Annotated in this window: 24 protein-coding genes; 9 read left to right on the forward strand and 15 right to left on the reverse strand. The window is 38.7% G+C overall.

The annotated features are described in order from the left end of the window. Positions 1 to 13: 13 nt before the first annotated feature. Genes eno through B9T24_RS00195 form a run of 3 tightly spaced genes read right to left on the reverse strand, consistent with a single transcriptional unit; the run spans position 14 to position 3,876 of the window. Positions 14 to 1,303, reverse strand: a complete 1,290-nt coding sequence (eno, locus tag B9T24_RS00185; protein WP_086163963.1) for a phosphopyruvate hydratase — start codon at positions 1,301 to 1,303, stop codon at positions 14 to 16. A gap of 45 nt (positions 1,304 to 1,348) precedes the next feature. Then, positions 1,349 to 2,206, reverse strand: a complete 858-nt coding sequence (gene kdsA, locus B9T24_RS00190) for a 3-deoxy-8-phosphooctulonate synthase (protein ID WP_004651826.1) — start codon at positions 2,204 to 2,206, stop codon at positions 1,349 to 1,351. Between the two features lie 32 nt (positions 2,207 to 2,238). After that, positions 2,239 to 3,876 carry a CTP synthase gene (locus B9T24_RS00195; protein ID WP_086163964.1) on the reverse strand — a complete coding sequence of 546 codons (1,638 nt, stop codon included), beginning with the start codon at positions 3,874 to 3,876 and terminating at the stop codon, positions 2,239 to 2,241. A gap of 226 nt (positions 3,877 to 4,102) precedes the next feature. Between B9T24_RS00195 and B9T24_RS00200 the strand changes: the two genes are divergently transcribed. The 3 genes from B9T24_RS00200 to B9T24_RS00210 all read left to right on the forward strand — a co-directional run bounded on the left by B9T24_RS00200 (position 4,103) and on the right by B9T24_RS00210 (position 6,219). Then, on the forward strand, positions 4,103 to 4,522 hold the full coding sequence (locus B9T24_RS00200) for an internalin (protein ID WP_086163965.1): 420 nt from the start codon (positions 4,103 to 4,105) through the stop codon (positions 4,520 to 4,522). A gap of 594 nt (positions 4,523 to 5,116) precedes the next feature. Beyond that, a complete protein-coding gene (locus B9T24_RS00205) occupies positions 5,117 to 5,593 on the forward strand; it encodes a CinA family protein (RefSeq protein WP_086163966.1) in 477 nt (158 codons plus the stop codon). 2 nt (positions 5,594 to 5,595) lie between these two features. Beyond that, positions 5,596 to 6,219 carry an aminotransferase gene (locus B9T24_RS00210; RefSeq protein ID WP_086163967.1) on the forward strand — a complete coding sequence of 208 codons (624 nt, stop codon included), beginning with the start codon at positions 5,596 to 5,598 and terminating at the stop codon, positions 6,217 to 6,219. A 395-nt stretch (positions 6,220 to 6,614) separates the two neighbouring features. Here the strand turns inward: B9T24_RS00210 and prpC are convergent, their stop codons facing one another. Further along, positions 6,615 to 7,751: a 2-methylcitrate synthase gene (prpC, locus tag B9T24_RS00215; RefSeq protein ID WP_086163968.1), complete on the reverse strand. Its 1,137-nt coding sequence runs from the start codon at positions 7,749 to 7,751 to the stop codon at positions 6,615 to 6,617. A gap of 26 nt (positions 7,752 to 7,777) precedes the next feature. Then, on the reverse strand, positions 7,778 to 8,653 hold the full coding sequence (prpB, locus tag B9T24_RS00220) for a methylisocitrate lyase (protein ID WP_004651820.1): 876 nt from the start codon (positions 8,651 to 8,653) through the stop codon (positions 7,778 to 7,780). Between the two features lie 247 nt (positions 8,654 to 8,900). On the opposite strand from prpB, the gene B9T24_RS00225 reads away from it, so the two are divergent. The 3 genes from B9T24_RS00225 to B9T24_RS00235 all read left to right on the forward strand — a co-directional run bounded on the left by B9T24_RS00225 (position 8,901) and on the right by B9T24_RS00235 (position 11,154). Next, positions 8,901 to 9,545 carry a TetR/AcrR family transcriptional regulator gene (locus B9T24_RS00225; RefSeq protein ID WP_086164557.1) on the forward strand — a complete coding sequence of 215 codons (645 nt, stop codon included), beginning with the start codon at positions 8,901 to 8,903 and terminating at the stop codon, positions 9,543 to 9,545. A 118-nt stretch (positions 9,546 to 9,663) separates the two neighbouring features. After that, entirely contained in the window at positions 9,664 to 10,584 is a 921-nt protein-coding gene (gene argF, locus B9T24_RS00230) for an ornithine carbamoyltransferase (RefSeq protein ID WP_086163969.1), read from the forward strand. A gap of 99 nt (positions 10,585 to 10,683) precedes the next feature. Beyond that, entirely contained in the window at positions 10,684 to 11,154 is a 471-nt protein-coding gene (locus tag B9T24_RS00235) for a hypothetical protein (protein WP_086163970.1), read from the forward strand. Positions 11,155 to 11,179: 25 nt separating this feature from the next. Here B9T24_RS00235 and B9T24_RS00240 read toward each other — a convergent pair whose 3' ends face one another. The 8 genes from B9T24_RS00240 to rpiA form a co-directional block, all read right to left on the reverse strand. Continuing rightward, positions 11,180 to 11,533 (reverse strand): YnfA family protein, encoded by a 354-nt coding sequence (locus tag B9T24_RS00240; protein WP_086163971.1) that lies wholly within the window; start codon positions 11,531 to 11,533, stop codon positions 11,180 to 11,182. A 112-nt stretch (positions 11,534 to 11,645) separates the two neighbouring features. After that, positions 11,646 to 13,922, reverse strand: coding sequence for an ATP-dependent Clp protease ATP-binding subunit ClpA (clpA, locus tag B9T24_RS00245; RefSeq protein WP_086163972.1), 2,277 nt, complete (start codon positions 13,920 to 13,922; stop codon positions 11,646 to 11,648). 9 nt (positions 13,923 to 13,931) lie between these two features. After that, on the reverse strand, positions 13,932 to 14,345 hold the full coding sequence (gene clpS, locus B9T24_RS00250; RefSeq protein WP_004651813.1) for an ATP-dependent Clp protease adapter ClpS: 414 nt from the start codon (positions 14,343 to 14,345) through the stop codon (positions 13,932 to 13,934). An 18-nt stretch (positions 14,346 to 14,363) separates the two neighbouring features. Then, a complete protein-coding gene (locus B9T24_RS00255; protein WP_086163973.1) occupies positions 14,364 to 15,116 on the reverse strand; it encodes a DUF6776 family protein in 753 nt (250 codons plus the stop codon). Positions 15,117 to 15,194: 78 nt separating this feature from the next. Next, the gene (gene argC / locus B9T24_RS00260; protein WP_171264809.1) at positions 15,195 to 16,250 is read right to left on the reverse strand and encodes an N-acetyl-gamma-glutamyl-phosphate reductase; all 1,056 of its coding nucleotides are present in this window, start codon (positions 16,248 to 16,250) and stop codon (positions 15,195 to 15,197) included. Between the two features lie 50 nt (positions 16,251 to 16,300). After that, complete coding sequence (locus B9T24_RS00265) at positions 16,301 to 17,464, reverse strand: GGDEF domain-containing protein (protein WP_086164558.1); 1,164 nt, start codon at positions 17,462 to 17,464, stop codon at positions 16,301 to 16,303. A 179-nt stretch (positions 17,465 to 17,643) separates the two neighbouring features. Further along, on the reverse strand, positions 17,644 to 18,330 hold the full coding sequence (locus B9T24_RS00270; RefSeq protein ID WP_086163975.1) for a M48 family metallopeptidase: 687 nt from the start codon (positions 18,328 to 18,330) through the stop codon (positions 17,644 to 17,646). 140 nt (positions 18,331 to 18,470) lie between these two features. Beyond that, positions 18,471 to 19,142 (reverse strand): ribose-5-phosphate isomerase RpiA, encoded by a 672-nt coding sequence (gene rpiA, locus B9T24_RS00275; RefSeq protein ID WP_086163976.1) that lies wholly within the window; start codon positions 19,140 to 19,142, stop codon positions 18,471 to 18,473. Positions 19,143 to 19,249: 107 nt separating this feature from the next. Between rpiA and ilvA the strand changes: the two genes are divergently transcribed. Continuing rightward, on the forward strand, positions 19,250 to 20,788 hold the full coding sequence (gene ilvA, locus B9T24_RS00280) for a threonine ammonia-lyase, biosynthetic (protein ID WP_086163977.1): 1,539 nt from the start codon (positions 19,250 to 19,252) through the stop codon (positions 20,786 to 20,788). Positions 20,789 to 20,834: 46 nt separating this feature from the next. On the opposite strand, the gene B9T24_RS00285 is transcribed toward ilvA, so the two are convergent. Next, the gene (locus tag B9T24_RS00285; protein ID WP_086163978.1) at positions 20,835 to 21,380 is read right to left on the reverse strand and encodes a hypothetical protein; all 546 of its coding nucleotides are present in this window, start codon (positions 21,378 to 21,380) and stop codon (positions 20,835 to 20,837) included. 293 nt (positions 21,381 to 21,673) lie between these two features. Here B9T24_RS00285 and B9T24_RS00290 point away from each other — a divergent pair, with 293 nt between their 5' ends. Together B9T24_RS00290 and B9T24_RS00295 are read left to right on the forward strand one after the other, a co-directional pair. Further along, positions 21,674 to 22,324: a potassium channel family protein gene (locus B9T24_RS00290; protein WP_086163979.1), complete on the forward strand. Its 651-nt coding sequence runs from the start codon at positions 21,674 to 21,676 to the stop codon at positions 22,322 to 22,324. 3 nt (positions 22,325 to 22,327) lie between these two features. Next, positions 22,328 to 23,668, forward strand: a complete 1,341-nt coding sequence (locus B9T24_RS00295; protein ID WP_086163980.1) for a TrkH family potassium uptake protein — start codon at positions 22,328 to 22,330, stop codon at positions 23,666 to 23,668. A gap of 428 nt (positions 23,669 to 24,096) precedes the next feature. Here B9T24_RS00295 and B9T24_RS00300 read toward each other — a convergent pair whose 3' ends face one another. Continuing rightward, positions 24,097 to 25,251, reverse strand: coding sequence for a phospholipase A (locus B9T24_RS00300; RefSeq protein WP_086163981.1), 1,155 nt, complete (start codon positions 25,249 to 25,251; stop codon positions 24,097 to 24,099). Positions 25,252 to 25,263 lie beyond the last annotated feature (12 nt).

A 25,263-nucleotide genomic window follows, 5' to 3' on the forward strand; every position in this document is an offset into this window, starting at 1 on the left:
AGCATTCAGTCGCTTAGTTCAAACCTTTGAATTCAGCTTTACCGCGATATGCTGCATGAGTCAACTCTTCAATACGAAGTAATTGGTTATATTTTGCAACACGGTCAGAACGGCACAGTGAACCTGTCTTGATTTGACCAGCCGCAGTACCCACAGCAAGATCTGCAATCGTAGAATCTTCAGTTTCACCTGAACGGTGTGAAATCACTGTGGAGTAACCATTTGCTTTCGCAAGATAAATTGCATCTAAAGTTTCAGTCAACGTACCAATTTGGTTGTATTTGATTAAGATAGAGTTACCTACCTTCTCATTAATACCACGCTGAAGGATTTTCGGGTTTGTAACGAACAAGTCATCACCCACCAACTGGATTTTGTCACCAAGGATAGACGTCAAGTAAGACCAACCTTCCCAATCTGACTCATCTAAACCATCTTCAATTGAAATAATTGGATATTGGCTTACAAGACCCGCTAAATAGTCAGAGAACTGGTTGCTTGTGAATGCTTTATTACCTTCACCTGCAAGGATGTATTGACCATTTTTGTAGAATTCTGAAGATGCACAGTCAAGCGCAAGCATAATGTCAGAACCAGCTTTGTAACCTGTTTGACCAATAGCTTCAAGAATAACAGTGATTGCTTCTTCGTTTGAACGCAAGTTCGGTGCAAAACCACCTTCATCACCTACAGCAGTGTTTAAACCTTTTTTGTTTAAAACTGATTTTAGAGAATGGAAGATTTCAGCACCTGCACGCAATGCTTCAGAGAATGAAGTAAAGCCTACTGGCTCAATCATAAACTCTTGAATATCAACATTATTATCCGCATGTGAACCACCATTGATGATGTTCATCATTGGTACAGGCATAGTCAAAATCGTTTGACCACGTAAGTCTGCGATATATTGGAACAAAGGAATTTTCTTTTCGTCAGCCGCAGCACGTGCAGCAGCTAGCGATACGGCTAAAGTTGCATTTGCACCCAATTTTTCTTTGTTTTCAGTACCATCAAGATCAATCATCTTTTGGTCGATTTCTTTTTGCTCAAATACAGAAGTACCGATTAAAAGATCACGAATCAACGTATTTACGTTGTTTACTGCAGTGCGAACACCTTTACCTAAGTAACGTGCTTTGTCGCCGTCACGAAGTTCTAAAGCTTCACGAGAACCAGTTGAAGCACCAGATGGTGCACATGCACGGCCAACTACGCCAGATGCTAAGATAACGTCTGCTTCGATGGTTGGGTTACCACGAGAGTCCAAAATTTCACGTGCACGAATGTCAACGATTTGACTCATGAACAATTCCTCAGTTGATTGAATAACTAGATGCTATTTAAAGCATCAATGAGTATCTAACTTTTTGAATCCTTTAACCAAAGTATCCAATTCTTTTAATTGCGCCAAGAACGGTTCAAGCTGCGACATACGAAGTGCGCATGGGCCGTCACATTTTGCATGTTCTGGATCTGGATGTGCCTCTAGGAACAAACCAGCCAAACCTGTCGCCATACCTGCGCGTGCAAGTGTCGTGATTTGCGCACGACGACCGCCTGCCGAATCCGCTCGACCACCAGGGGTTTGCAGCGCATGGGTCACATCAAAAAACACAGGGACATTCATTTCTTTCATGTGGTCGAAGCCAAGCATGTCTACAACAAGATTGTTATAGCCAAATGCTGAACCACGTTCACATAGAATGAGCTTGTCATTTCCAGCTTCTAAACATTTATTTAGAATATGACGCATTTCGTGCGGTGCGAGGAACTGTGCTTTTTTGATGTTAATAATGGCATCTGTTTTTGCCATCGCTTCAACAAGGTCAGTCTGACGACTTAAGAAAGCAGGAAGCTGAATAATATCAGCAACTTCAGCCACAGGTGCAGCTTGGTAAGGCTCATGTACATCAGTAATGATGGGCACATTGAAGTGTTTTTTAATGTCCGCTAACCACTCAAGACCTTTTTCCAGACCTGGGCCACGGAAAGAATTCAGGCTGGAGCGATTGGCTTTATCAAAGCTTGCTTTAAAAACATAAGGAATATCTAAGCGTGTACAGATATCCACATAAGTTTCAGCAATTTCAAAAGCAAGATCTTTAGATTCAAGTACGTTCATGCCGCCGAATAGTACAAATGGCAAGTGGTTTGCCATTTGTATATCGCCTAAACGTACAATTTCTTGTGGTTTTAATTGTGACATTTAAACTTTCCTAGTTTATTCCCAGACCATTGTTACTTGGTTTTTTGATACTGTTTTTTAGCAGCGTCAATAAAGCTAGCAAATAATGGATGTCCATCACGTGGTGAACTTGTAAATTCTGGATGGAATTGTACAGCAATAAACCAAGGATGTTGAGGAATTTCAACAGTTTCTACTAAGTGTTGTACTGGTGAATAACCTGAAATTTTCATCCCTGCTTCTTCAAGCACTGGAATGAAACGGTTGTTCATTTCGTAACGATGGCGATGGCGTTCAATAATTTCCGCACTACCATACACTTCACAAGTCTTCGTACCTGCAACCAATTCAGATTTTTGAGCACCCAGACGCATGGTTCCACCAAGGTCAGATTCAACACTACGCTGCTGAACTTCACCGCGCTCATCCAGCCATTCAGTAATTAAACCAATGAGTGGTGATTTCGTTGAACGATTAAATTCAGTAGATGTTGCGTCCGTAATACCAGCAACATGACGTGCATACTCAATAACAGCAAGCTGCATACCCAAACAGATTCCAAGGAACGGAACGCCATTTTCACGGGCAAATTGAATTGCTTTCATTTTGCCTTCAGTACCACGTTCACCAAAACCGCCCGGAACAAGGATTGCATCTGCATCTTTCAATACGTCGCTTACATCTTGGCTTTCTAACTCTTCAGCATTGACATAGTCAATTTGAATTTTAACGCGGTTTTTAATACCCGCATGTAGAAGTGCTTCATTTACAGATTTATAGGCATCTGGAAGTTCAACGTATTTACCCACCATTGCAACACGTACTGTGTATTCTGGATTAAGTAAAGCATCTACCACATTATCCCAATCTGTTAAATCAGCTTCAGGAAGGTCATAACCAAAACGTTCACAAATTAAATCATCAACATTTTGCTCATAGAAAGTACGTGGGATTTGGTAAATAGAACGCGCATCCTTACATACCACAACTGCACGCGCTTCAACGTTAGTAAATAACGCAATTTTACGTCGCGTATCCGCATCTACATCATATTCTGTACGACAGATTAAAATGTCTGGCTGAATACCAATCGACAACAACTCTTTAACAGAGTGCTGTGTTGGTTTGGTTTTTAATTCAGCCGCAGATTTAATGTATGGAAGCAAAGTTAAATGCATGAGCATGGTACGTTTATGACCAAGCTCAACCATTAATTGACGTACAGATTCCATGAATGGGAGAGATTCAATATCACCTACTGTGCCGCCAATTTCTACAATTGCAACGTCGTAGCCTTCACCTGCGCGAAGAACACGTTCTTTAATATTATCCGTAATATGAGGAATAACCTGAACTGTACCGCCAAGATAATCACCACGGCGTTCTTTATTTAAAACATCTTGGTATACACGGCCAGAAGTAAAGTTATTCAATTTGGTCATTTTCGCACGACGTAAGAAACGTTCGTAATAACCCAAATCTAGGTCAGTTTCAGCACCATCCTCTGTGACAAAGACTTCACCATGCTGGAATGGGCTCATTGTCCCTGGATCGACATTAATGTATGGATCCATTTTGACCATGGTTACTTTTAAACCACGGGCTTCTAAAAGTGCAGCAACTGAAGCAGCTGAAATACCTTTACCTAGTGATGAAACTACACCACCAGTCACGAAAATAAAATGGGTCATTGGGTTTCTCGTACAATCGAGCCTAAATCGGCCTACAATGTTGCGCAATTTTACTTTACCTTGTACCAATAAAGCAAAGTCAATCCGCATCAATTCATAGAACAACAAACAATTGGTTATTCTATCAGCATTTCCGATAAAAAATTAGAGGGGTTGCAGAGGATTTTTATATTCGTATTTGCTGTTATAATGCTGACATCCTATTAATGCTTTATTTTGTGCAATTATGAATAAAAAACTTTTAATTTGTGGCGCTATCGCAGCAGGTTTATTATTAACAGCGTGTGTAAAAAAAGAAGCGCCGAAAGAAGATGAATCGGAACAAGCTGCAACGACTCAGCAAACTGAGCAAGTGACTGAACCTGTACAAGCAGAACCGTTAACTCCAGTTGAAAGCGAGCAAATCGAAATTCCTACACATGTAGAAGTTGAACGTCACGAAACAGCAAATACAACGACAGAAATTCGTCGTGAAGTAAGTGAACCTAAACCTGTTGAAAGCAAGCCTGCCGTAAAAGCTGAGGCACCAAAAGCAGAAGACAAACCAACTCAAGCCACTCAACAAAAACCGAGTAATACACCTCAGTCCGAAGATGATGCTGTTGCTGCTGCCATTGCTGCTGCCACGCCTGCACTTGAAAACTAAGTTCGTTTGTGAAATGCAAAACCCAGTGATTGCACTGGGTTTTTATTTAATACTGGATTTATATTCCACACGAGTAGATCATGATTGAATTTTTTAATAAAATTCAAACTCATTAACGAATAAATACAGCCAAAAATACAGATCAATTTATGAAATAAAAATGTAAATCCACATCACGATCAAAAAATTAACGATTATATTGATTCATCAAGTAGGATTAATAAAATAAAAGTACACCACCATAACAGCCAAAATAAACATTGATAGCAATAAATACGTATTTACGGTATTAAAGCTTTTAATAAATTTCACAATTTCCACGATATTAATCCAAATCTACTATTAAAGTCATACATGCTATTTTATTAATATATGATTACATATATCCAAATAAATTAAAACTGATTCATTTCAAGTCTTTTATTCTCTTGAGATGAATTCTACTCAGCATATTTAAAGACGAAATAAATAAAATACTTGTCTACAAAATATTGTGAGCCAACACATGCTGAACATGAGCCATATCATTACAAAACAATCAGGTGATCGCTTTACGCTACAATACGTACGCTTTTTACTCATGTTGTTTAATAGATGATAAAAAAATGTTGTGATTTATTAGAGCTTAATCATTTAAAGATTGCCTTTATTGAAAGTGCAAGCTCAGGCTATCTCGCAAGCCAATTTTCGATTTATAAAAAGAGTGGCGCAGAGATCTTATTGGGTGGTTTAGTGAGCTACGACCCGTCCACAAAAGTCAATATCCTCAAAATTGAGCCAACTTTCATTGAAAAATATACTGCTGAATCTGCTGAAGTAACCGAAGCAATGGCTGTTCACGGGAAAAAACTATTTACACAAGCGGATATAATCGTGGCTTGTACTGGGTTACTCAAACCCGGTGGTAGTGCAACAGAAACAAAACCTGAAGGTACATTTTTTATCTCAATTTTATATTTAAATAAGACCTATAATTTTCATTATTTTATTGATGGAACACCATCAGAAAAACTTGTGGTCTTAACCCAGTATGTTGCAAAAGAAATCATAAAAATGATTAAGGAAATCTAGCTATGTTAAAACTCAAAACCAGTTTGCTCAGTTTAATACTCCTACCCTGCACCAGTTTTGCAACTGTAGGTGGACCACAAAATATAGAAATATTAGGCTATGACAATCAAGACGAAAAAGTCTACTTACTTAAACATTATGAAGATGGTCGTGGTCGTCTACCACAACTCTATTATTATCAATTTAAGAACAATCAACATCCTGAAAAGCTCATTCAAGTCAACTCACTCTACATCAACCCCAAAACCCAAAAAATTGATTATGATCAAGATAGCCATTTGTTTAATCAAGAAATTAATAAAATTAAAAACCGCCTTCAACCACTTATAAGCATTTCTAAAAACACCATCAAAGTTCAAGTATTGAATAAAATTACATCGAAAGAAAAGTCATGGTATGACCCAAATAAATACATCCCTAAATATAAGTATACCTATCAGTTAACAAGCAAAAATTTAAAAAGCCAAATACATCAAGCGATAGATTATCGCCATGGATTGAGTATCTCTCAAGCGTATAAAATTCCCAATCAACAGAAAGTGATCGCCACTGTGAAATACTTAGGTCTTCCTTTTGAAACGGGTTATACCATAGAAGACCCTGTTTTATTGATGCCTAAAAAATAAAGCCTCCGAAGAGGTAATGCCAGTCAGTTAAGAAATTGACTGGTTTTTTATTTTTTAAATTCATGATGTTATTCGATACACGGAAACGTCATCCGCAACTGTTCGAGGCAAAACTATTTTAAAAAAGTAAGGTTTCTGCGATTAATTAATCAATAAAAGGGATTTGGCGAGTTTTGCGGTGAGGCGCACTGCGCCGCAAGATGCCTTTCTTGCGAACTCAAAATATATTTTGAGTTTCTCATTTGGGCTTATCCAAAGTAATAGATGAGCTCCAAGTATATGATTTACAAAATATAAGACTCCGTCGTGCATAACTAAAAAACTAAGGGCTTTATTTCTAAAACCCTTAACCGACTGGCATTACTCCGAAGAGGCCTTATTACAAATTTTTCAATTTACGCAGCACTACGCTCTTCAATTGGCACAACTTTACGCAGTTCAGGACCTGTATAATCCGCACTTGGACGAATAATACGGTTGTCAGCACGCTGCTCCATCACATGTGCTGCCCAACCTGTAACGCGGCTCATCACAAAGATTGGCGTAAACAGTTTCGTTGCTATATCCATAAAGTGATAAGCCGAAGCATGGAAAAAGTCTGCATTACAGAATAATTTTTTCTCACGCCACATCACTTCTTCACAACGCACAGATACTGGATAAAGTACTGTATCACCGACATCTTTCGCCAAGCGTTCTGCCCATATTTTGATAATGCCATTACGTGGATCATTATCTTTATAAATGGCATGACCAAAGCCCATGATTTTTTCTTTACGCTCAAGTTTACCCAACATTTCACGTTCAGCTTCGTCGGCAGAGCTCCAGTTTTCAATCATTTCCATGGCAGCTTCATTGGCACCACCGTGCAATGGACCACGCAGCGAACCAATTGCCCCAGTAATACATGAATGCATATCAGACAATGTTGACGCACATACACGTGCAGTAAATGTTGATGCATTAAATTCATGCTCTGCATACAGAATAAGTGATACATTCATCACCTGTTCATGCAATTCATTCGGTTTTTCGCCACGTAGCAAATGCAGAAATTGAGCACCGATTGAATCATCATCGGTATTTTCTTCAATACGCACGCCATCATGGCTAAAACGATACCAATAACAAATAATGGCAGGTAAAGTTGCTAAAATACGATCCGCAACATCTTGCTGTTCAACAAATGATTTTTCAGTTTCCAAATTACCCAGCATCGAAACACCAGTACGCATCACATCCATTGGATGCGAATCCGCAGGAATACGCTCTAATACTTCTTTTAATGCTTGTGGCAATTGACGCAACGATTTTAATTTCGCTTTATAGGTTGCAAGCTGTTCCGCAGTCGGTAACTCACCAAAGAAGATTAGGTAAGCGACTTCTTCAAATTGGCAATTTTCAGCCAAGTCTTGCACATCGTATCCACGATAGGTTAAACCAGCACCACTTTTACCTACAGTAGAAAGCGCTGTTTTACCTGCAACTTGTCCACGCAATCCTGCACCTGAGAGTATTTTTCCTTCAGCCATTTTTTTAATTCTCCATGTTGAATATTTTATTTAAACAATTTATCTAAGGTGTTTTCAAAGGTATGATAATCAAGGAATTCATACAGTTCTTTACGCTGTTGCATAATATCCAATACATTGACTTGCGTACCCGTTTCACGAATAGAGCGCATCACTTCTAATGCTGCTTTTTGCATTGCACGCGTTGCAGACAAAGGATAAAGCACCATTGAAATACCTTGCTCACCCAGTTCTTCAGTGGTGTAATAAGGGGTATCACCAAATTCGGTAATATTGGCCAAAACAGGTACACCAACTGCATCACAGACGGTTTTATACATGGTAATGTCAGTCATTGCTTCTGCAAAAATGGCATCTGCACCCGCTTCTACACATGCACAAGCACGATCAATCACTGCTTGCAAACCTTCTTTTTGTAATGCATCTGTACGTGCCATGACCACAAAGTTGGAATCGGTTTTCGCATCGACAGCGGCTTTAATACGGTCTACCATTTCTTGTTGCGTGACAATTTCTTTATTTGGACGGTGTCCACAACGTTTTTGTGCAACCTGATCTTCAATATGAACCGCAGCAGCGCCCGCAGCAATCATTTGCTTTACAGTACGTGCAATATTAAAAGCACCGCCCCATCCTGTATCAATATCAACCAATAGTGGTGTATCTACCCGTTCAGTAATACGACGTACATCTTCAAGCACATTGTCTAAACTGGTCATGCCCAAATCAGGTAAACCATAAGAATAATTGGCAACACCTGCACCCGATACATAAATGGCTTTATAGCCCACTTCTTTCGCCATCATGGCTGCATAAGCATTCACTGTGCCAATGATTTGTAAGGGTTTTTCCACTTCCAGTGCTTGTCTAAATCTTAAGCCTGCAGACATTTGTTGTGTCATATTCCTTTCCACAGTTTCACTTTATTTATTGAATTTCGAGTATATCCATAAACATATTTAGATCTATGACTATTTAGAACATCTACTCTAAAACTTTAGTCAAATATTCACCAAACCTATAGTGTTATTTCCATTTTGCATGATTGTGACCAAAACAAGACAACCTCTTTATTTTAAGAAATGTGCGCATATTTTTGCTATAATTGCAAATGTTTTCATTTTTTTAATTATTGACTCTATACGCCATATGCAAGAATTAGCTCAACCAGAACCCTTAGGTCGCGACACGCCACAAACCAAACGTGGTCATGAACGATGCCTATCGCTTTTACTTAGCGCAAATGAGTTATTTCTAGAACGTGGTTATGATGCAGTCTCTCTAGATGACATCGTTCACCATGCAGGTGGCTCTAAAGCCTCAATTTATAAATTTTTTGGTAATAAAGAAGGCTTATTTACGGCTATTTGTGATTATCGCCGTGAGCAATTTTTCAAAGATATCTGTGTGCCTTTTGAACAAGGTAAAGATGATCTACACTCCTATTTAGTTCAAACCCTGATGAATTTTAAGCACCATCTTGTGCTTCCAGAAAATGCGGCTTTCCTTCGTTTAATTCTTGAACGGACTCAGCGCAGTCCAGAACTGGCGCTGTATATTCATGAACAGGGGCCAAAGCATATTCAGATGGCAATCGCCTGTGCTTTAACCAAAGCCGACGAACTTGGCATAATTAAATGTAAACAGCCCATTTATTCTGCTCAACTGTATTTTGGGATTATCCGTAATATTGAATGGCGCGTACTCATGGGCATTCCAATCCAAGAAAATGATCAAGAAACCATCGAATACATCAATTATTGCGTAGATCGCTTCTTAGAAGGCCATCAATAAGTCTAGTTTTTTTGCAATTCTGTCTACGTATAGTATATTAATCGATTCTTTTTCACTTAACCAACCAACAACTAATTGTTGTTTTGTTTTTTTATTCAGCAATTATTGTGGAGTAACCATGGCTCTACGTCATTTTCTGACCTTACGTGATTTATCGACTTTAGAACTTAACCAGATTTTGCAGCGCGCGATTGAACTTAAACGCAAGCAACATAGTAATGAGGTGTTCCAACCTTTTGTCGGTAAAGTTATGGGCATGATTTTTGAAAAATCGAGTACCCGAACACGTGTTTCGTTTGAAGCAGGTATGAGTCAATTCGGTGGTAGTGCGATTTTCTTATCTTCTCGTGACACACAGCTTGGTCGCGGTGAACCCATTGAAGATTCTGCACGTGTGATTTCAAGCATGCTTGATATTATTATGATCCGTACTTTTGGTCATGACATCGTAGAACGCTTTGCTTCTTATTCAAAAGTACCGATTATTAATGCCTTAACTGATGATCATCACCCTTGCCAACTTCTTGCTGACATGCAAACTTTCCTTGAACATCGTGGTTCTATCGAAGGTAAAACAGTTGCATGGATTGGTGATGGCAACAATATGTGTAATTCATATATTGAAGCGGCACACATGTGGGGCTTTAAATTAAAAATTGCTACACCTAAAGGTTATGAGCCACAAGCGAAATTCTTGTCAGAATTTGCCCACTGCGTAGAACTTGTTGATTCAGCAGAAGATGCAGCGGTCAATGCAGACCTGATTGTAACGGATGTTTGGGCAAGCATGGGGCAAGAGGAAGAGCAAAAAATTCGTGAGAAAGCATTTGCCGATTTCCAAGTCAATGAAAAACTCATGGATTTAGCACATTCAAATTGTTTATTTATGCACTGCTTACCTGCGCACCGTGGTGAAGAAATTTCTGAAAATTTACTCGACCATAAAAATGCAGTGGTTTGGGATGAAGCAGAAAATCGTTTACATGCACAAAAAGCTTTGGTTGAATTTTTACTTAATGAAAATTTAAACAAAGACTAATTCAGTGATAAATTCTTAAAAAATTGAGCACCTTCGGGTGCTTTTTTTATATTCAAATCGCTATAATTAAATCCATAATTTTTATAAGTGATTTTAACCATGTCTTTTAAAAAAATCGTTTTATGTTTAAGTACTTTCTTTTTAATCCATACGGTACAAGCCAAAGGCACGGAACTGGATCAATATTTTGTCAAAAATCAAATCATAGACTCATCGTATAAAATAAAAGACAGTAAAAAGCTCAATGAAATTTTAACTGTTATGAGTGATGAAGACTCACGTACTATGCCCTATCAAGCTGATCAAAATACAGTGATTGAACAATTACGATTATATGCAGATCACAGTGATATCCAAGGCATTATCACCACCCCAGATTTCACACAATTCGCTGAAGATATTGGCGATAAAGAAGTGAAACAACTCATCACACAAAATTTAATCAACAATTGCCATTTATTTTTTGAGCATGAATTCCAACGCGTAAATCCTTATTATATTAAAGTCAAATTGAGTGCGCCTCATAAAACCTATGATCTAAAAATTAAAAACAGTGAGTGTCAATTTTAAAATTATAATTTGATACGTTAGCCATCTAACGTATCAAACCTTGAGGTTGCAAAATAATCATCATCGCACCCAAGATAACCACCAGACCACCCAACATATCCCAACGGGTTAACACCACTTGATCGACATAACGTAACCACATTAAAGCTGTAAATATATAAATTCCACCATAAGCCGCATAAATTCTACCTGATGCAGCAGGATGTAACGTTAGCAACCACACAAATACAGCCAAACTTAATGCTGTTGGCAGCCAAAACCAGTGTGACTTGCCTTGGTTTAAAATTAAATAGGGAAAATAACAACCTAAAATTTCTGCAATCGCTGTGACAAAAAAAAGGCAAAGGGTCGTAATCACTTTGGTAATTTGAATATCCATAACTTTCTATATAGACCAGTTTTCTCCTTCTCTCTTTGGGAAAAGGTCGGAATGCGGGTGAGTAGAAAAAAATAACCCGTGCGAACACGGGTTATTTCAGCAACTCTGGTGATTATGCAGGTTCAGCCGTTTGATCTTCAAATACTTCGAGTTTCAAGCCTACTGCTTTGCCATTTTCTTTCTTCACAGAAACGGCAACATTACCACCATGTTCAGCAAGTTCACCGAATAAAATCATTTCAGCAAGTGGTTTTTTCAAATGCTCTTGAATGAGTCGTTGCATTGGACGAGCACCCATTAAACGGTCATAACCATGTTCAGCCATCCATTCACGGGCACTTTGATCGACATCAAGAATTACTTTCTTATCATCAAGTTGAGCTTGTAATTCAGTTAAGAATTTATCCACTACATTTTCAATGACCGTCGTCGGCAATGCATTAAATTGAATGATTCCATCCAAACGATTTCGGAATTCTGGTGAGAATGCCTTCTTCATTGCATCTTTATTGTCATTACTATTGTCTTGCTCCATGAAACCAATACTGGCGCGAGAAATACTGTCCGCCCCAATATTAGTGGTTAAAACAAGAATCACATTACGAAAATCAGACTTACGACCATTATTATCGGTCAATGAGCCATGATCCATAATTTGCAGTAATAAATTAAACACATCTGGATGTGCTTTTTCAATTTCGTCCAGTAGCAAGACGCAATGTGGACTTTTATGAATGGCATCGGTCAATAAACCACCTTGGTCAAAACCAACATAACCCGGAGGTGCACCAATTAAACGTGAAACTGCATGACGCTCCATATATTCAGACATATCGAAACGAACCAATTCCACACCTAACAGTTTAGCCAACTGCTTGGTGACCTCAGTTTTCCCCACACCTGTAGGACCTGCAAATACAAAGCTACCGACAGGTTTATCTGGTGATTTTAGACCTGCACGTGATAATTTAATCGCAGAACCCAGTGCTTCAATTGCTGTATCTTGCCCAAAGACCACACGTTTCAAATCACGTTCAAGATTAATTAATACCGTCTTATCATCTTTCGATACAGTTTTCGGTGGAATACGCGCAATTTTAGAGATAATATCTTCGATATTTTCTACTGTAATTAAACTATCATCTTGCTCAACTTTCAAACGGCGTTGTGCGCCCGCTTCATCAATTACATCAATCGCTTTGTCTGGTAAGAAGCGATCATTAATAAATTTTGCGGACAATTCCACAGCTGCAACCAATGCTCTATCTTCATATTGAACATGATGAAAATCTTCAAATTTAGATTTTAAACCACGTAAAATATCAATTGTTTCAGAAATAGATGGCTCATTGACATCAATTTTTTGGAAACGGCGTGATAAAGCATGATCTTTTTCAAAGACCTGACGATACTCTTGGAAAGTCGTCGAACCAATACAACGCAGTGAACCATTCGACAACGCGGGCTTAATTAAATTTGATGCATCCATGGTGCTGCCCATACTTGAGCCTGCACCAATAATCATGTGAATTTCATCAATAAATAAAATAGCTTCTGGTTTCTTCTTCAAAGCATTTAAAAGTTGTTTTAACCGTTTTTCAAAATCACCACGGTATTTTGTACCTGCAACCAATGCCCCAATATCCAAACTGAAGACTTCAGCATTTTCAAGTGGTTTTGGTGCTTTACCATTAACAATCAGCCAAGCAAGACCTTCAGCAATCGATGTCTTACCAACACCCGGATCACCCACCAACAACGGATTGTTTTTACGGCGGCGGCATAAAATTTGTGCTGCACGTTCAATTTCTTTTTCACGACCAATTAAAGGATCTGTTTTGCCTTTTTGCGCTTCCACATTCAAATTCGTGGTATATAAATCGAGTGGTCCTGCATTGGCAGAAGCAGATGTTTCACCATCCAACTCTTCAACTTCCTCTTCGGCTTGCACTTCTTCTTTGCGCGTACCATGAGATAAATATTGAGTTAAAGTTAAACGATTAATTTGATGGCGTTTAAGTAAATAAACAGCAAATGAATCACGTTCAGAATACATCGCAACCAGAATATCCGCACCTTCAACTGTACGATCACCACCGCTCGATTGCACATGGAAAATTGCACGCTGCAAAATACGATCAAAACTTTCAGTCGGATGTGGTGCCTGATCGCTATGTTCGCTTAATTTTGGGGTATGTTGTTCAACATATTCTTCTAATTCTTTGCGAAGAACAATAATGTCTGCACCACACGCTTTAAGCGCATTTACAGCAGAGTCATTATCCAGTAATGCCAACAATAAATGTTCAACCGTCAGAAACTCATGTCTCTTTTGACGAGCCATGCTAACAGCCAAACGTAAAGATACTTCCAATTGACGACTGAGCATGTAATCCCCTTAATCTTTTGGCTCAATCTGACAAAGCAATGGATAACCTTGTGACCGAGCATAATTATTTACTTGGTTCGCTTTTGTTTCCGCAATGTCTCTCGGATAAACGCCTGCGATACCTTTCCCTTCATAATGTACAGTTAGCATTACTTGAGTGGCTTGGTCAAGATTCAAAGCGAAGTATTGTTGTAAAATTTCAATTACAAAGTCCATTGGTGTGTAATCGTCGTTCATTAAAACAACACAATACATGGGTGGACGCTTTAATTCAGGTTTCGCAGCTTGTACTGCAATATCACCCTCGGCTTCCTCATGCGTTTCATTGCTTAAGCGTGGACTAATATGCCAATCGACATATCCAGATTGATGAAAAGAATTTTTGATGTCATTTAAACAATTTTGACGTTTATTCATTCGCATAGGATTTAAAATTCACATTTATTGTGCATTGGCTTCTGCTTGAGGAATATCAGAGATAAATGCTGATTGACTTTCTATCGGTTTTCCACGGCCCCAACTGAACCGCTTAATTACAGGCGTACTGGTTCCAGTTAAACGAACTTCAATAAATTCTGGTGCAAAGCCTTTAGGCATTGTCCAACGTCCAGTTAAACGCTCAGAATCTTGAAAATTGAAATTTTTGTCTTCCATCGGTACAAGTAAAACTTCCGTACCTTGAATTAAATGTAATTCAACACTACCAGATGCACTGCGTTTATTGGGACTCACTTGTACCAAATCCAGCTCATATTCATAAGCATTATCAGGTAATGGTTTAATCCCAATATTCTGTATGGTTAGACTTAAACCACCACGTTGACGCAATACTTCACGATAAATTGCCCCCAAACCTTCAGATTGAACTTTATCTACACGTGCTTGATTCAGCTCAGCAAATAAATCATTTGAATTACTTACTGCAACATCACGCTCTTGTACTGCTAAATTCAAGCCTTTATTCAGTGTTTCTAAGCTGCTCTTTTGCTTTTGTACAACTTCAACCAGTTGTTCCGCATCCGCCTCAAAACCGACAACGGTTAGACCTTGCCGATGCCCAATTGAATAGCCAAGAAAACCACTACCCACAACCAAAATTGCAGCACCCATCGCCAAAGGTAAATTACCCTTTAAAAAAGGCTTTTTACTTAATGGAGCCTGTTGTGATGGAGTATTTAATTCAGTATCCAGCATCGTCATCTCTTATTTTGATTCATTCAAAACACACATTTAAATCCAAATCTAAATGTGTGTGAAGTTGAAAAACGTTTTTTATGGTAATAAACCAATCCCTTCTAAACCTGCATTTTCGGCAAAACCGAACATCAGGTTCATATTTTGCACCGCTTGCCCAGCAGCACCTTTCACCAAATTATCTTGCACAGATAAAACAACCAGTTTTTTCGGCTGTGGTTTATACAAAGCAATACGAAGTTGGTTTGCACCACGAACAGAACGTGTTTCAGGTGAACTATTTGCAGGCATCACATCAACAAAAGCTTCATTGGCATAGAATTGCTCATATAAGCTTTGCAAATCTGTCTGATCACCAGCATCAGTTAAATCAATATAAATCGTGCTAAGCATGCCACGGATCATGGGAACCAAATGGGGTACAAATACGATGTGATTGAATACACCTTTTTGACCTGAAATATTTTCCAATGCTTCCACAATCTCAGGATGATGACGATGACCGCCAACAGCATAAGCTTTGAAGTTATCGGCATTTTCCGAATAAATCATGCCTAAGCTTGCTTTACGCCCTGCACCTGAAACACCTGATTTTGCATCAATAATAATACTTTCAGGTTTCACCAATGTGTCGCTATGTTTAAACAATGGCGCCAAACCCAGTTGCACGGTTGTTGGATAACAACCCGGATTACCAACCACATTGGCTTGTTTAATTTTGTCACGGTTCAGCTCTGACAAACCATAAACCGAATCTTTTAAAATATCTGGACAAGCATGTTCCAGACCATACCATTTTTCAAATTGTTCTAAATCTTGTAAGCGAAAATCTGCCGCTAAATCGACAATTTTAGTCTTTGCTGCAACCAGTTCCGCTGCATGTTTCATTGCTACACCATGCGGGGTTGCGAAGAAAACAACGTCACATTGTTTAAGCTCGTCGATATTTAAATCTGAATAGCAAAGATCGGTATGACCACGCAGGCTTGGGAACATGTCATCGACACGGCGACCATTTTCAGTACGTGATGTCAGTACATTAACTTGTACATTTGGGTGTCGTAGTAAAAGACGCAACAATTCAACGCCTGTATAACCTGTACCACCGACAATACCAACACTAATCACGATCACGACCTCAAATCAAAGTATCTATTTCTTAGCAAGACAGTATGACAGGAAGTTTAGGTTTTCTGAACTATTTTGCTTGGTTTTAGTGATATTTTCTCATCATTGCTAAGCGCTTTATTATTCGTACTTTCATACATTTCCAAAAAAACACGATTTCGCCCTGCGCGTTTTGCGCGATACAATAATTTATCCGCAACATCAATTGTATTGGTTAGATTCTTATTTTTCACATGAGCAACACCAAAACTTGCCGTTACAGATATTTTTTTCTCTGAAAATAATTCAGTCTCAATGGCAACACGAATACACTCAGCAATTTGATACGCAACAGAGGCCTGTTTTATTTGTAATAAAATAATAAATTCCTCCCCACCAAAACGCCCAACCAAATCATTTTCACGCACGTTTTGACTAATAATCCGTCCCACGTGTTGCAAAATTTGATCGCCGACTAAATGTCCATAGCTATCATTAATTTTTTTGAAATGGTCGATATCACACATCAGCAAAAAATATTTTTTCACAGGTCTTTGTGCTAAATTTACTTTTGCAGCATCGTAAAATCCACGCCGATTGAGCAAATAGGTTAATGAATCTCGTGAACGCTCTTCACTGAGTTTAAAGACAATATCTCGCACCATAGTGCCCAATAGAACAATAGCAAACCACATGCTCAACAAAATACTGGCAGCCAACATCATCAACCACCAAACTGAAGTCGAAAGCATGCTGGCATCAATATTTTTTAAAAACAGGAAAATAATCAAGCTACGAACAAAGGTATAAAACACAATAAACAGATATGAAAGATCAACAATTTTATTTAACCGATCACTGTGTTTAAAATGGGCAAACATTGAGATAAGAACCAAAGACTGAATCGTAGCAACACCTAAATTCAAAATCAGCATGCGTATCCACAGTTGCTCATCTACAAAGGCATAATAACCAAGCAAGGTGGCAAGCATCACAATTAATGCCCACGCAAATTTAGAATGTACCTGTACATTTTTCCTTAAAGCCATCGCATAAGCACTAGCCCAAGCACCAAACAAATACATGATCCCTAGTATGGGGGAAGACATCGTCATGTGTTGATTGGACATTAAACTTTGTGCTGCCAAAGCACATGCTGGAACAATATATCCTATGCCCAACCACAACAAATAATGTGGTGCTTTGAAGAAAAAATGACAAATTAAGAACAGACTACCCATCAAGATGAGACAGCTCGGGACGATTAATACGAAATAATGAATATCTGTAAAATTCACATCTGAGTTCTTTTATTACGATATGGGAGGAAGGTTCAACGCATGAATTTTAAATCAGTTTTTATACGATTTAATCTACACTTAAAAATAAAAAATTAAAACATCAATCCGCTTAATGGTTACTAAAAAAACCACCAACAATGTAACAGCTTTATTTTTAATATTTTCTGATGCTGCTGAAAGTTATGATCATGTAACTGTACCTGCATCCAAAACTGTGGGCTATGATCAAAATATCGGGTATGTGCTAATTCATGTACACATACATATCTAACGACTTCTTGAGGAAACAGTACCAAAGCACTATTCAACATAATATCGTGTTTAGATGTACAACTCCCCCAACGTGTTTTTGGCTGCCGAATCGAACATTGAGCAAAATTCAAACCCGTTTCAGTACTCACTTGCGTTAAAAAAATTGGAAGATGATGCTTTGCATAGGCGATTACAAACGCTTTTAAATATTGTTCAGGCTGACGATCACTGACACTGAGTCTCAAATACTCATGATCAAACACAAAATTTTTCTGCTGTGCTTGATAAGTAATTTGTATAGGTTGTTCTAAATTAAAGAGTTTAAGTTCTGTCGGAAACAGCCTATTTTGCAGCTGTATTTCTTGTTTCTGCTGCTGTTCTTGCCAAGTTTTGACTAACCACTGTTCTGATTGATCAATGCAATTTTGAATCTGCTTTTTGCTACAAAATAATGGTGCAGTTAAACGAATTTGTGTTGGCTCTACCCGCAAACGAAGTCTTATCGCTCGTGCATGACGGACAATTTTAATTTCAGGCAGGTCGTTTAGGGTCATTTTTATATTTAATCGTTATTTTAATCCCCCTCGATCCCCCTTTGATAAAGGGGGAAGTTCAAACTTTTAAAAGTTTCGAGGAGTCTTATTAAATTACAGACTTTCCCCTCCTTTGAAAAAGGAGGGTCAGGGAGGATTTCTTAAACCGCAGTACGCTCTTCAATACCATTATTGGTTGCCACAATAGCAATATCCGCTTTCTGAATTGCAAAAATACCATTGGTCACAACACCCGGAATATTATTCAAGGTTTTTTCAAGTTCAAGTGCATTTAAGATATTGAAGTTATGCACATCTAAGATCACATTACCATTATCAGTGATGACACCTTCACGGTATACAGGATCACCACCTAGACTCACAATTTTACGTGCCACAGCAGAACGTGCCATTGGAATCACTTCTACAGGCAGCGGGAAATCATGACCCAATTGCTCTACCCATTTCGAGTCATCGACAATACAGACAAATTTCTTCGCAATCGACGCGACAATTTTTTCACGGGTCAATGCAGCACCACCACCTTTAATCATGTGCATATGACGGTCAATTTCATCCGCACCATCGACATAAGCATCTAAACCACCAACGTGATTCATATCAACCACTTCAATACCTAATTTTTTAAGGCGTTGTGCAGTCGCTTCAGAACTTGCAACTGCTGCTTCTAATTGCAGTTCTGGTAATAATTCAATGAGGAAGTTCACAGTACTTCCTGTACCTACACCCAAAATACCGCCCTTTGGCAAATGCTTTAAAGCAGCTTTCGCGGCAGCTTGTTTCTTTTCATCTTGGGTCGCATACAGACTCATAACTTGGCTCAACTATTTTTTGACATTTGTTGCTGATTTTACAGCCCAAATGTACAGGGGTTTGTTACAATAAAAATCTATTTTAAACTGTTAGATGGAAAATTAACATGCTGTCTCGTTTGGTTCGACAAATATTACAAGCAACTGTGTACGACGTTGCAATCGAAACTCCACTCGAAGCAGCGCCACGAATTAGTGAGAAACTAAACAATAATATTCGCTTCAAACGCGAAGACTTACAACCTGTCTTTTCTTTCAAACTACGCGGTGCTTATAACCGTATTAGTCAATTGCCGAAATCTCAGTTAGAACGTGGCGTTATTACAGCTTCAGCAGGCAACCATGCGCAAGGTGTGGCTCTATCTGGTCAAAAACTGGGAATTCGCGCCATTATTGTGATGCCAAAAACCACACCTGATATTAAGGTACAAGCGGTGAAACGCTTAGGTGGTGAAGTGGTTTTACATGGTGACTCATTTGATGTTGCCAATAAATACGCAATTCAATGTGCAAAAGATGAAGGTATGACCTTTATTCCACCATACGATGACGAATTGGTCATGGCGGGTCAAGGCACCATTGCCAATGAAATTCTACGCCAATGGCGTGATGTCGACTATGTCTTTGTTGCCGTAGGTGGTGGTGGTTTAATCGCAGGCGTTGCGGCTTACTTGGGTGATGTTGCACCACATGTCAAAGTCATTCCAGTGGAATATGATGAATCAGCCTGCTTAAAAGCAGCTTTTGAAGCGAATGAACGTGTCATTCTACCTTCAGTTGGTTTGTTTGCAGATGGTACAGCAGTGGCACAAATTGGTGAAAAGCCATTTCAAGTGATCCAACTACAAAAATCAGATAACTCAGGCCCAATTGTTGAACGTGATGTCATTTTGGTCAATACAGATGAAATCTGTGCTGCCATTAAAGACACCTATGATGAATGCCGTAGTATTGTTGAGCCTTCTGGTGCAATGGCACTGGCAGGCATTAAAAAATATGTCGAACAACATGGTCTAGAACATAAGAACATGGTTTCGATTGTGTGCGGTGCCAATATGAATTTTGACCGCCTACGTTATATCGCAGAACGGACAGAACTCGGTGAACGTAAAGAAGCCATTTTTGCCGTGACCATTCCTGAAGAAAAAGGTTCCTTCCTTAACTTCTGCCGTGCTTTACAAGGTCGTAATATCACTGAGTTTAACTACCGCGCCAGCACTTCGAGTGCCGCTCAAGTCTTTGTTGGCATTAGTCTAAAAGGTGGCGAAAAAGAGCGTCATGACATCCATGAACTCTTACAAGCTCACTATGATGTCGATGACTTATCTGATGACGAAGTGGCAAAATTGCATATTCGTTACCTGGTTGGTGGGCATGCTGATATCGAAAATGAGCGGTTATTCCGCGTAGAATTCCCAGAACGCCCAGGCGCATTATTAACCTTCCTAGAACGTCTTGGACCCACGCATAACATCACCCTATTCCACTATCGTAATCATGGTGCTGCTGAAGGTCGTGTACTGGTGGGTCTTGAAGCAAGCGATGCCAAACAAAACCCAGATGGTTTAATTGAAACATTAGAAAATATTACTTATCCATATGCTGAAATTACCAATAACTTAGGTTATCAACGTTTCTTGAAATAACACATAAAAAAGAGCCAGTGATCAGCTGGCTCTTTTTTTCAAATTTTCAAGTCGATCTTAAACAATCTAATTGTGTATAGTGCTCTATACACACACCTTCATCCTTAAATTGCTTGGTGAAAGATTTACAAAATTTATGGATTTTAACATCATCATTCGGAACAGCCATCCAGTAAGTTCTATCTGCATAAATCAATAACAACTCCAAACCCTGTGACTTCAACAACGTAAAAATTTCTTCAAAAACAAGATCAAAGACCTGATCATTTACATTGTAATATTTGCCAATAACTTCTTTATGCTGCTCATAATGTGCATATAAAGGCGTGGTCTTTTTACGAATATCCTGCTGTATTAAACCAAGATCAATGTTTTTATGCTGCAAAGTAGCGCATTTTTCCAATCCATTTTCATAGGGATTTTCAGAATCTACCGACATTAAATAAGTATGAAAATCCTTAGCTAATTTTTCAGCTGAAATCCACGCCAAGAATTGCTCAAAATTACGTCGGTCTTTCTTCTTAGGAATTTCCCGAAGTTCCAACACCGAAAACCATTTTTGTAATATCTTAAAAATCTTTTTATCGTCCATTTTTAATTCTTCTATGCTCAGTTTCTTTAAATTCACTATAAAAATAGAAAATTATATATGCAGAATTATAGCGAGAGTTTTTGAATGTTTTATGACGGTATTCAATTTGCAAAGGCTTATATGCTATCTATTCATTTTATTTTTCTACAATGCTCCATCTTAAAAATAAGTTTTTGTTATATATAATTTTGTAAGCCTGATAGATGCATAAACCATAACCTTATAAAATGAACACAGATTTTCAGATACACGTTACGAATCTAAATCACATAAAATGGATAAGGAATGCTTGAATGGCTCAATTTGCAGTAATTGGATTAGGAAGTTTTGGAGCCACTATAGCCACGCAACTGGTGAGTTTAAATCATGATGTGATTGGGATCGACAGCAATAAAAAATATGTAGAAAGTATTTCAGATCAAATTACACATGCCGTGATTGCCGATGCAACTGATGAACATGTACTCAACGAACTTAATATTCAAAATTGTGAAGCGGTTGTGGTCGCTATTGGTGAAGACATTGAAGCCAGTATACTATGTGTACTGCATCTTAAAAATTTGGGTATTCAAAAAATTTGGGTCAAAGCCAAATCCAAAGCCCATCACATGATTTTGACGCATCTTGGGGTGAACAAAATTATTCACCCCGAAGAAGATATGGGCGTTCGTGTCGCACAATCTCTCAGCTACCCCATGGTCAGTCGATATATGGGTTTAGAAGACAATCATTTCATTGTCAAAATTGAAATTAAAGACAGCATCAAAGGTGAACGCTTCCATCACCTAATGGAACATGCTCCAGAGATTAAAACACTTTTACATAAACGCGGAAAAGAAATTCTATTTAATATTGATCCAAATTTAGTTTTACAAGTTGGGGATATTTTGGTGGTTGAAGGAGAACTTGAACCACTCCGAAAACTTTATACACGGTTTAAATAAAATATGAATCGATTACACAATAAAAAGCACAATACCATTAATCTGAGCCCACCTAGCTTGCTAGCACTGGGTTTCTTAAGTTTTATTGTGATCGGTACTTTATTACTCAAACTACCGATTGCGCATTATGGTGAATTATCTTGGATTAACGCCCTATTTACCGCGACCTCTGCTGTCACTATTACTGGTCTTTCAGTGGTGAATGTCGGTGAAGCCTACACCACCTTTGGTAAGGTGGTTATTATGTTGTTGCTACAATGTGGTGGTTTGGGCTTTATGACCTTTGCCATTCTTGCAGCCCTGAGTCTGTCATCCAATATTGGCTTAAAACAGCAAGTGATGGCACAAGAGACCATTGGTCAAACCAGCCTATCGAAAGTGTCTTTTACCATTAAAGGTGTTCTTTTATACTCATTATTTTTTGAAGCGCTTGGCACTGTCATTTTAACCATTGCTTGGATGCAAGAATACGATTTTGCTCATGCCTTTTTCTATGCCGCTTTTTATAGTGTTTCCGCATTTAATAACGGTGGTTTTTCCCTTTTCCCAAATAGTCTAATGAGCTTTTCCGAGCATTATTTCATTACGTTTACCATTAGCATGCTTTATATTATTGGCGGAATTGGCTTTGTTGTCCTGATGGATATTAAACGCGCGCATCGTTGGAAAAAACTGAGTCCAAACAGTAAATTAATACTTTCAACGATTGTGGGATTAAACCTTGCTGCCTTTATTGTCATTTGGGCTTTAGAAGCGAGTAATCCCCTAACGCTTGCAGGTATGAGTCTGGGTGATCAAGCGGTGAATGCTTGGTTCCATGCAACTGTCCCACGCTCCTCTGGTTTTAACAGCTTAGATATGGCGAGTATGAGTGATGCTTCAACCTTAGTGACCATGGTATTGATGTTTATTGGTGGAGGTTCACTCAGTACTGCGGGTGGAATTAAAGTCGGCACTTTTATTATTGTTATTCTTAGTGTGATTACTTTTTTACGTCGCTCTGAGGAACTCCGTGTATTTAACCATTCGGTATCAAAAGTGACTTCATTTAAAGCCTTCGCTGTTGTTTCAATTACAGGAATACTCATCTTTTTAGGGCTATTTACTCTACTTATTTTAGAGCCAAATAAAGAATTCTTAGATTTATTATTTGAAGCCGTTTCTGCTGCTTGTACCGTGGGTTTATCGCGCGGCATCACTAGTGAACTTCAACCCGCAAGTTTAATCGCATTAGTCTTACTGATGTTTGCTGGTCGTTTAGGACCGCTGACTTTGGCTTATCTTATTGCTACGCCTAAAAAGAGCCGTTTAAAACACCCACCCACGGATATTCAAATTGGTTAAATCACATTTACTTTAAGCCAAAAAACCACTCCATTGAGTTAATGCCAGTCAGTTAAGGGTTTTAAAAATAAAGTCCTTAACTTTTTAGTTTTTCACGATGGAGTCTTACATTTTTAAATCAAATACTTGGAGCTCATCTATTACTTTGGATAAGCCCAAATGAGAAACTCAAAATATATTTTGAGTTCGCAAGAAAGGCATCTTGCGGCGCAGTGCGCCTCACCGCAAAACTCGCCAAATACCTTTTATTGATTAATAAATCGCAGAAACCTTACTTTTTCAATCTTGCGGTGTGTACACCTCATGCATCGAACAATTGCGAATGACGTTTCCACGTATCAAATAACATCATGAATTTAAAATAAAAAACCAGTCAATTTCTTAACTGACTGGCTTTAATGAAGATACTTTTTAAGGTGTTAAAAATTTTAGAACCAATTCATCAGTGATACACCGAGACCGACATAAGTTGCACGATGGTTATAATCAATCAGACTTTCCCCGTAACCATCAAACAATTGCACATAGCCACGCAATTTACCACTAATGGGGAATGCCCAATCAAATTGAGCTGCTCCATGTGCATCATCACCCCCTTTTAATGAGTGACGTAGCATCAATGAAAAATCATGATCATTCCAACGATAGAATGCGGTTAAATCACCACGGCCAATATAGTTTTTAATATCTGGATTGTTATCATCTTTCGCATCTTCTTCAATACGATACCAAGGACGTAGCATCAAGGCAAAATTATCCCGTTCAAAACCAACATTGAACATGATGCGGTTCCAACTCCGTGATAATGGATCTGCTCGCCCATTCGATTGATGGTTCAGGGTTACACCCAATAAACGTGCATTTAAGCCCAATATTTCATAATTGGTTCGAAACACCAAGCTTGCTTCAGGCTCATAGTTGGTTTCACGAAAAGGACGTGATTCATCAGCATTATAAACCTGCCAACGCGATGATTGTGTATAGCCCAGCCAAACATCCCCATTATCACCAAATAAATTTTCCAGTGCCTTGGTTTTTAACGATAACTGAAACTTGGCTTCCATAGAGGTTAAGTTGAGTTCCTCACCAGCTGGCACCGTATTGTTTTCATTCGGACTCGATGGACGTTCATTTTTATCAGAAGTCCAAAATCCCGGCATCAGATAGACGGGCTGATGCGCACGAATATTCCATGTTCCAAGTTTACTGGCAGTCGACAGTTCCCAACGCTTATCCAGCAAAGACGTATTCGGGTTAATCGCTGGGCCTTCAGCAGCAAAGACATTACTCACACCATGACTAATTTTTTCTTTTAGTGTTTCTGGTTGGGTCGGTTCAGGAGTCAGTTCATTTGCGGCTTGACGTTCAGAAAGAAGTGCTGGTTTTTCTGCCTCAGGCACTTTAAATAAAGTATCGTAACAAACCAAACGATCAGCATTCGATTCTAATGCCACGCAGGCTTCTGGGCTTGCTGGCGCAATCAAAGACTCTGGATTTACAGCATGTACATTCGCCACATACAATGAACTGAGCATAATCATGCTCAGTTGCAAAGTAGTGCGTTCAATTCTTTTGAACGCCATATTAACCCACCC

The sequence above is a fragment of the Acinetobacter sp. ANC 4654 genome (genome assembly GCF_002135425.1).
Taxonomy (GTDB): domain Bacteria; phylum Pseudomonadota; class Gammaproteobacteria; order Pseudomonadales; family Moraxellaceae; genus Acinetobacter; species Acinetobacter kyonggiensis.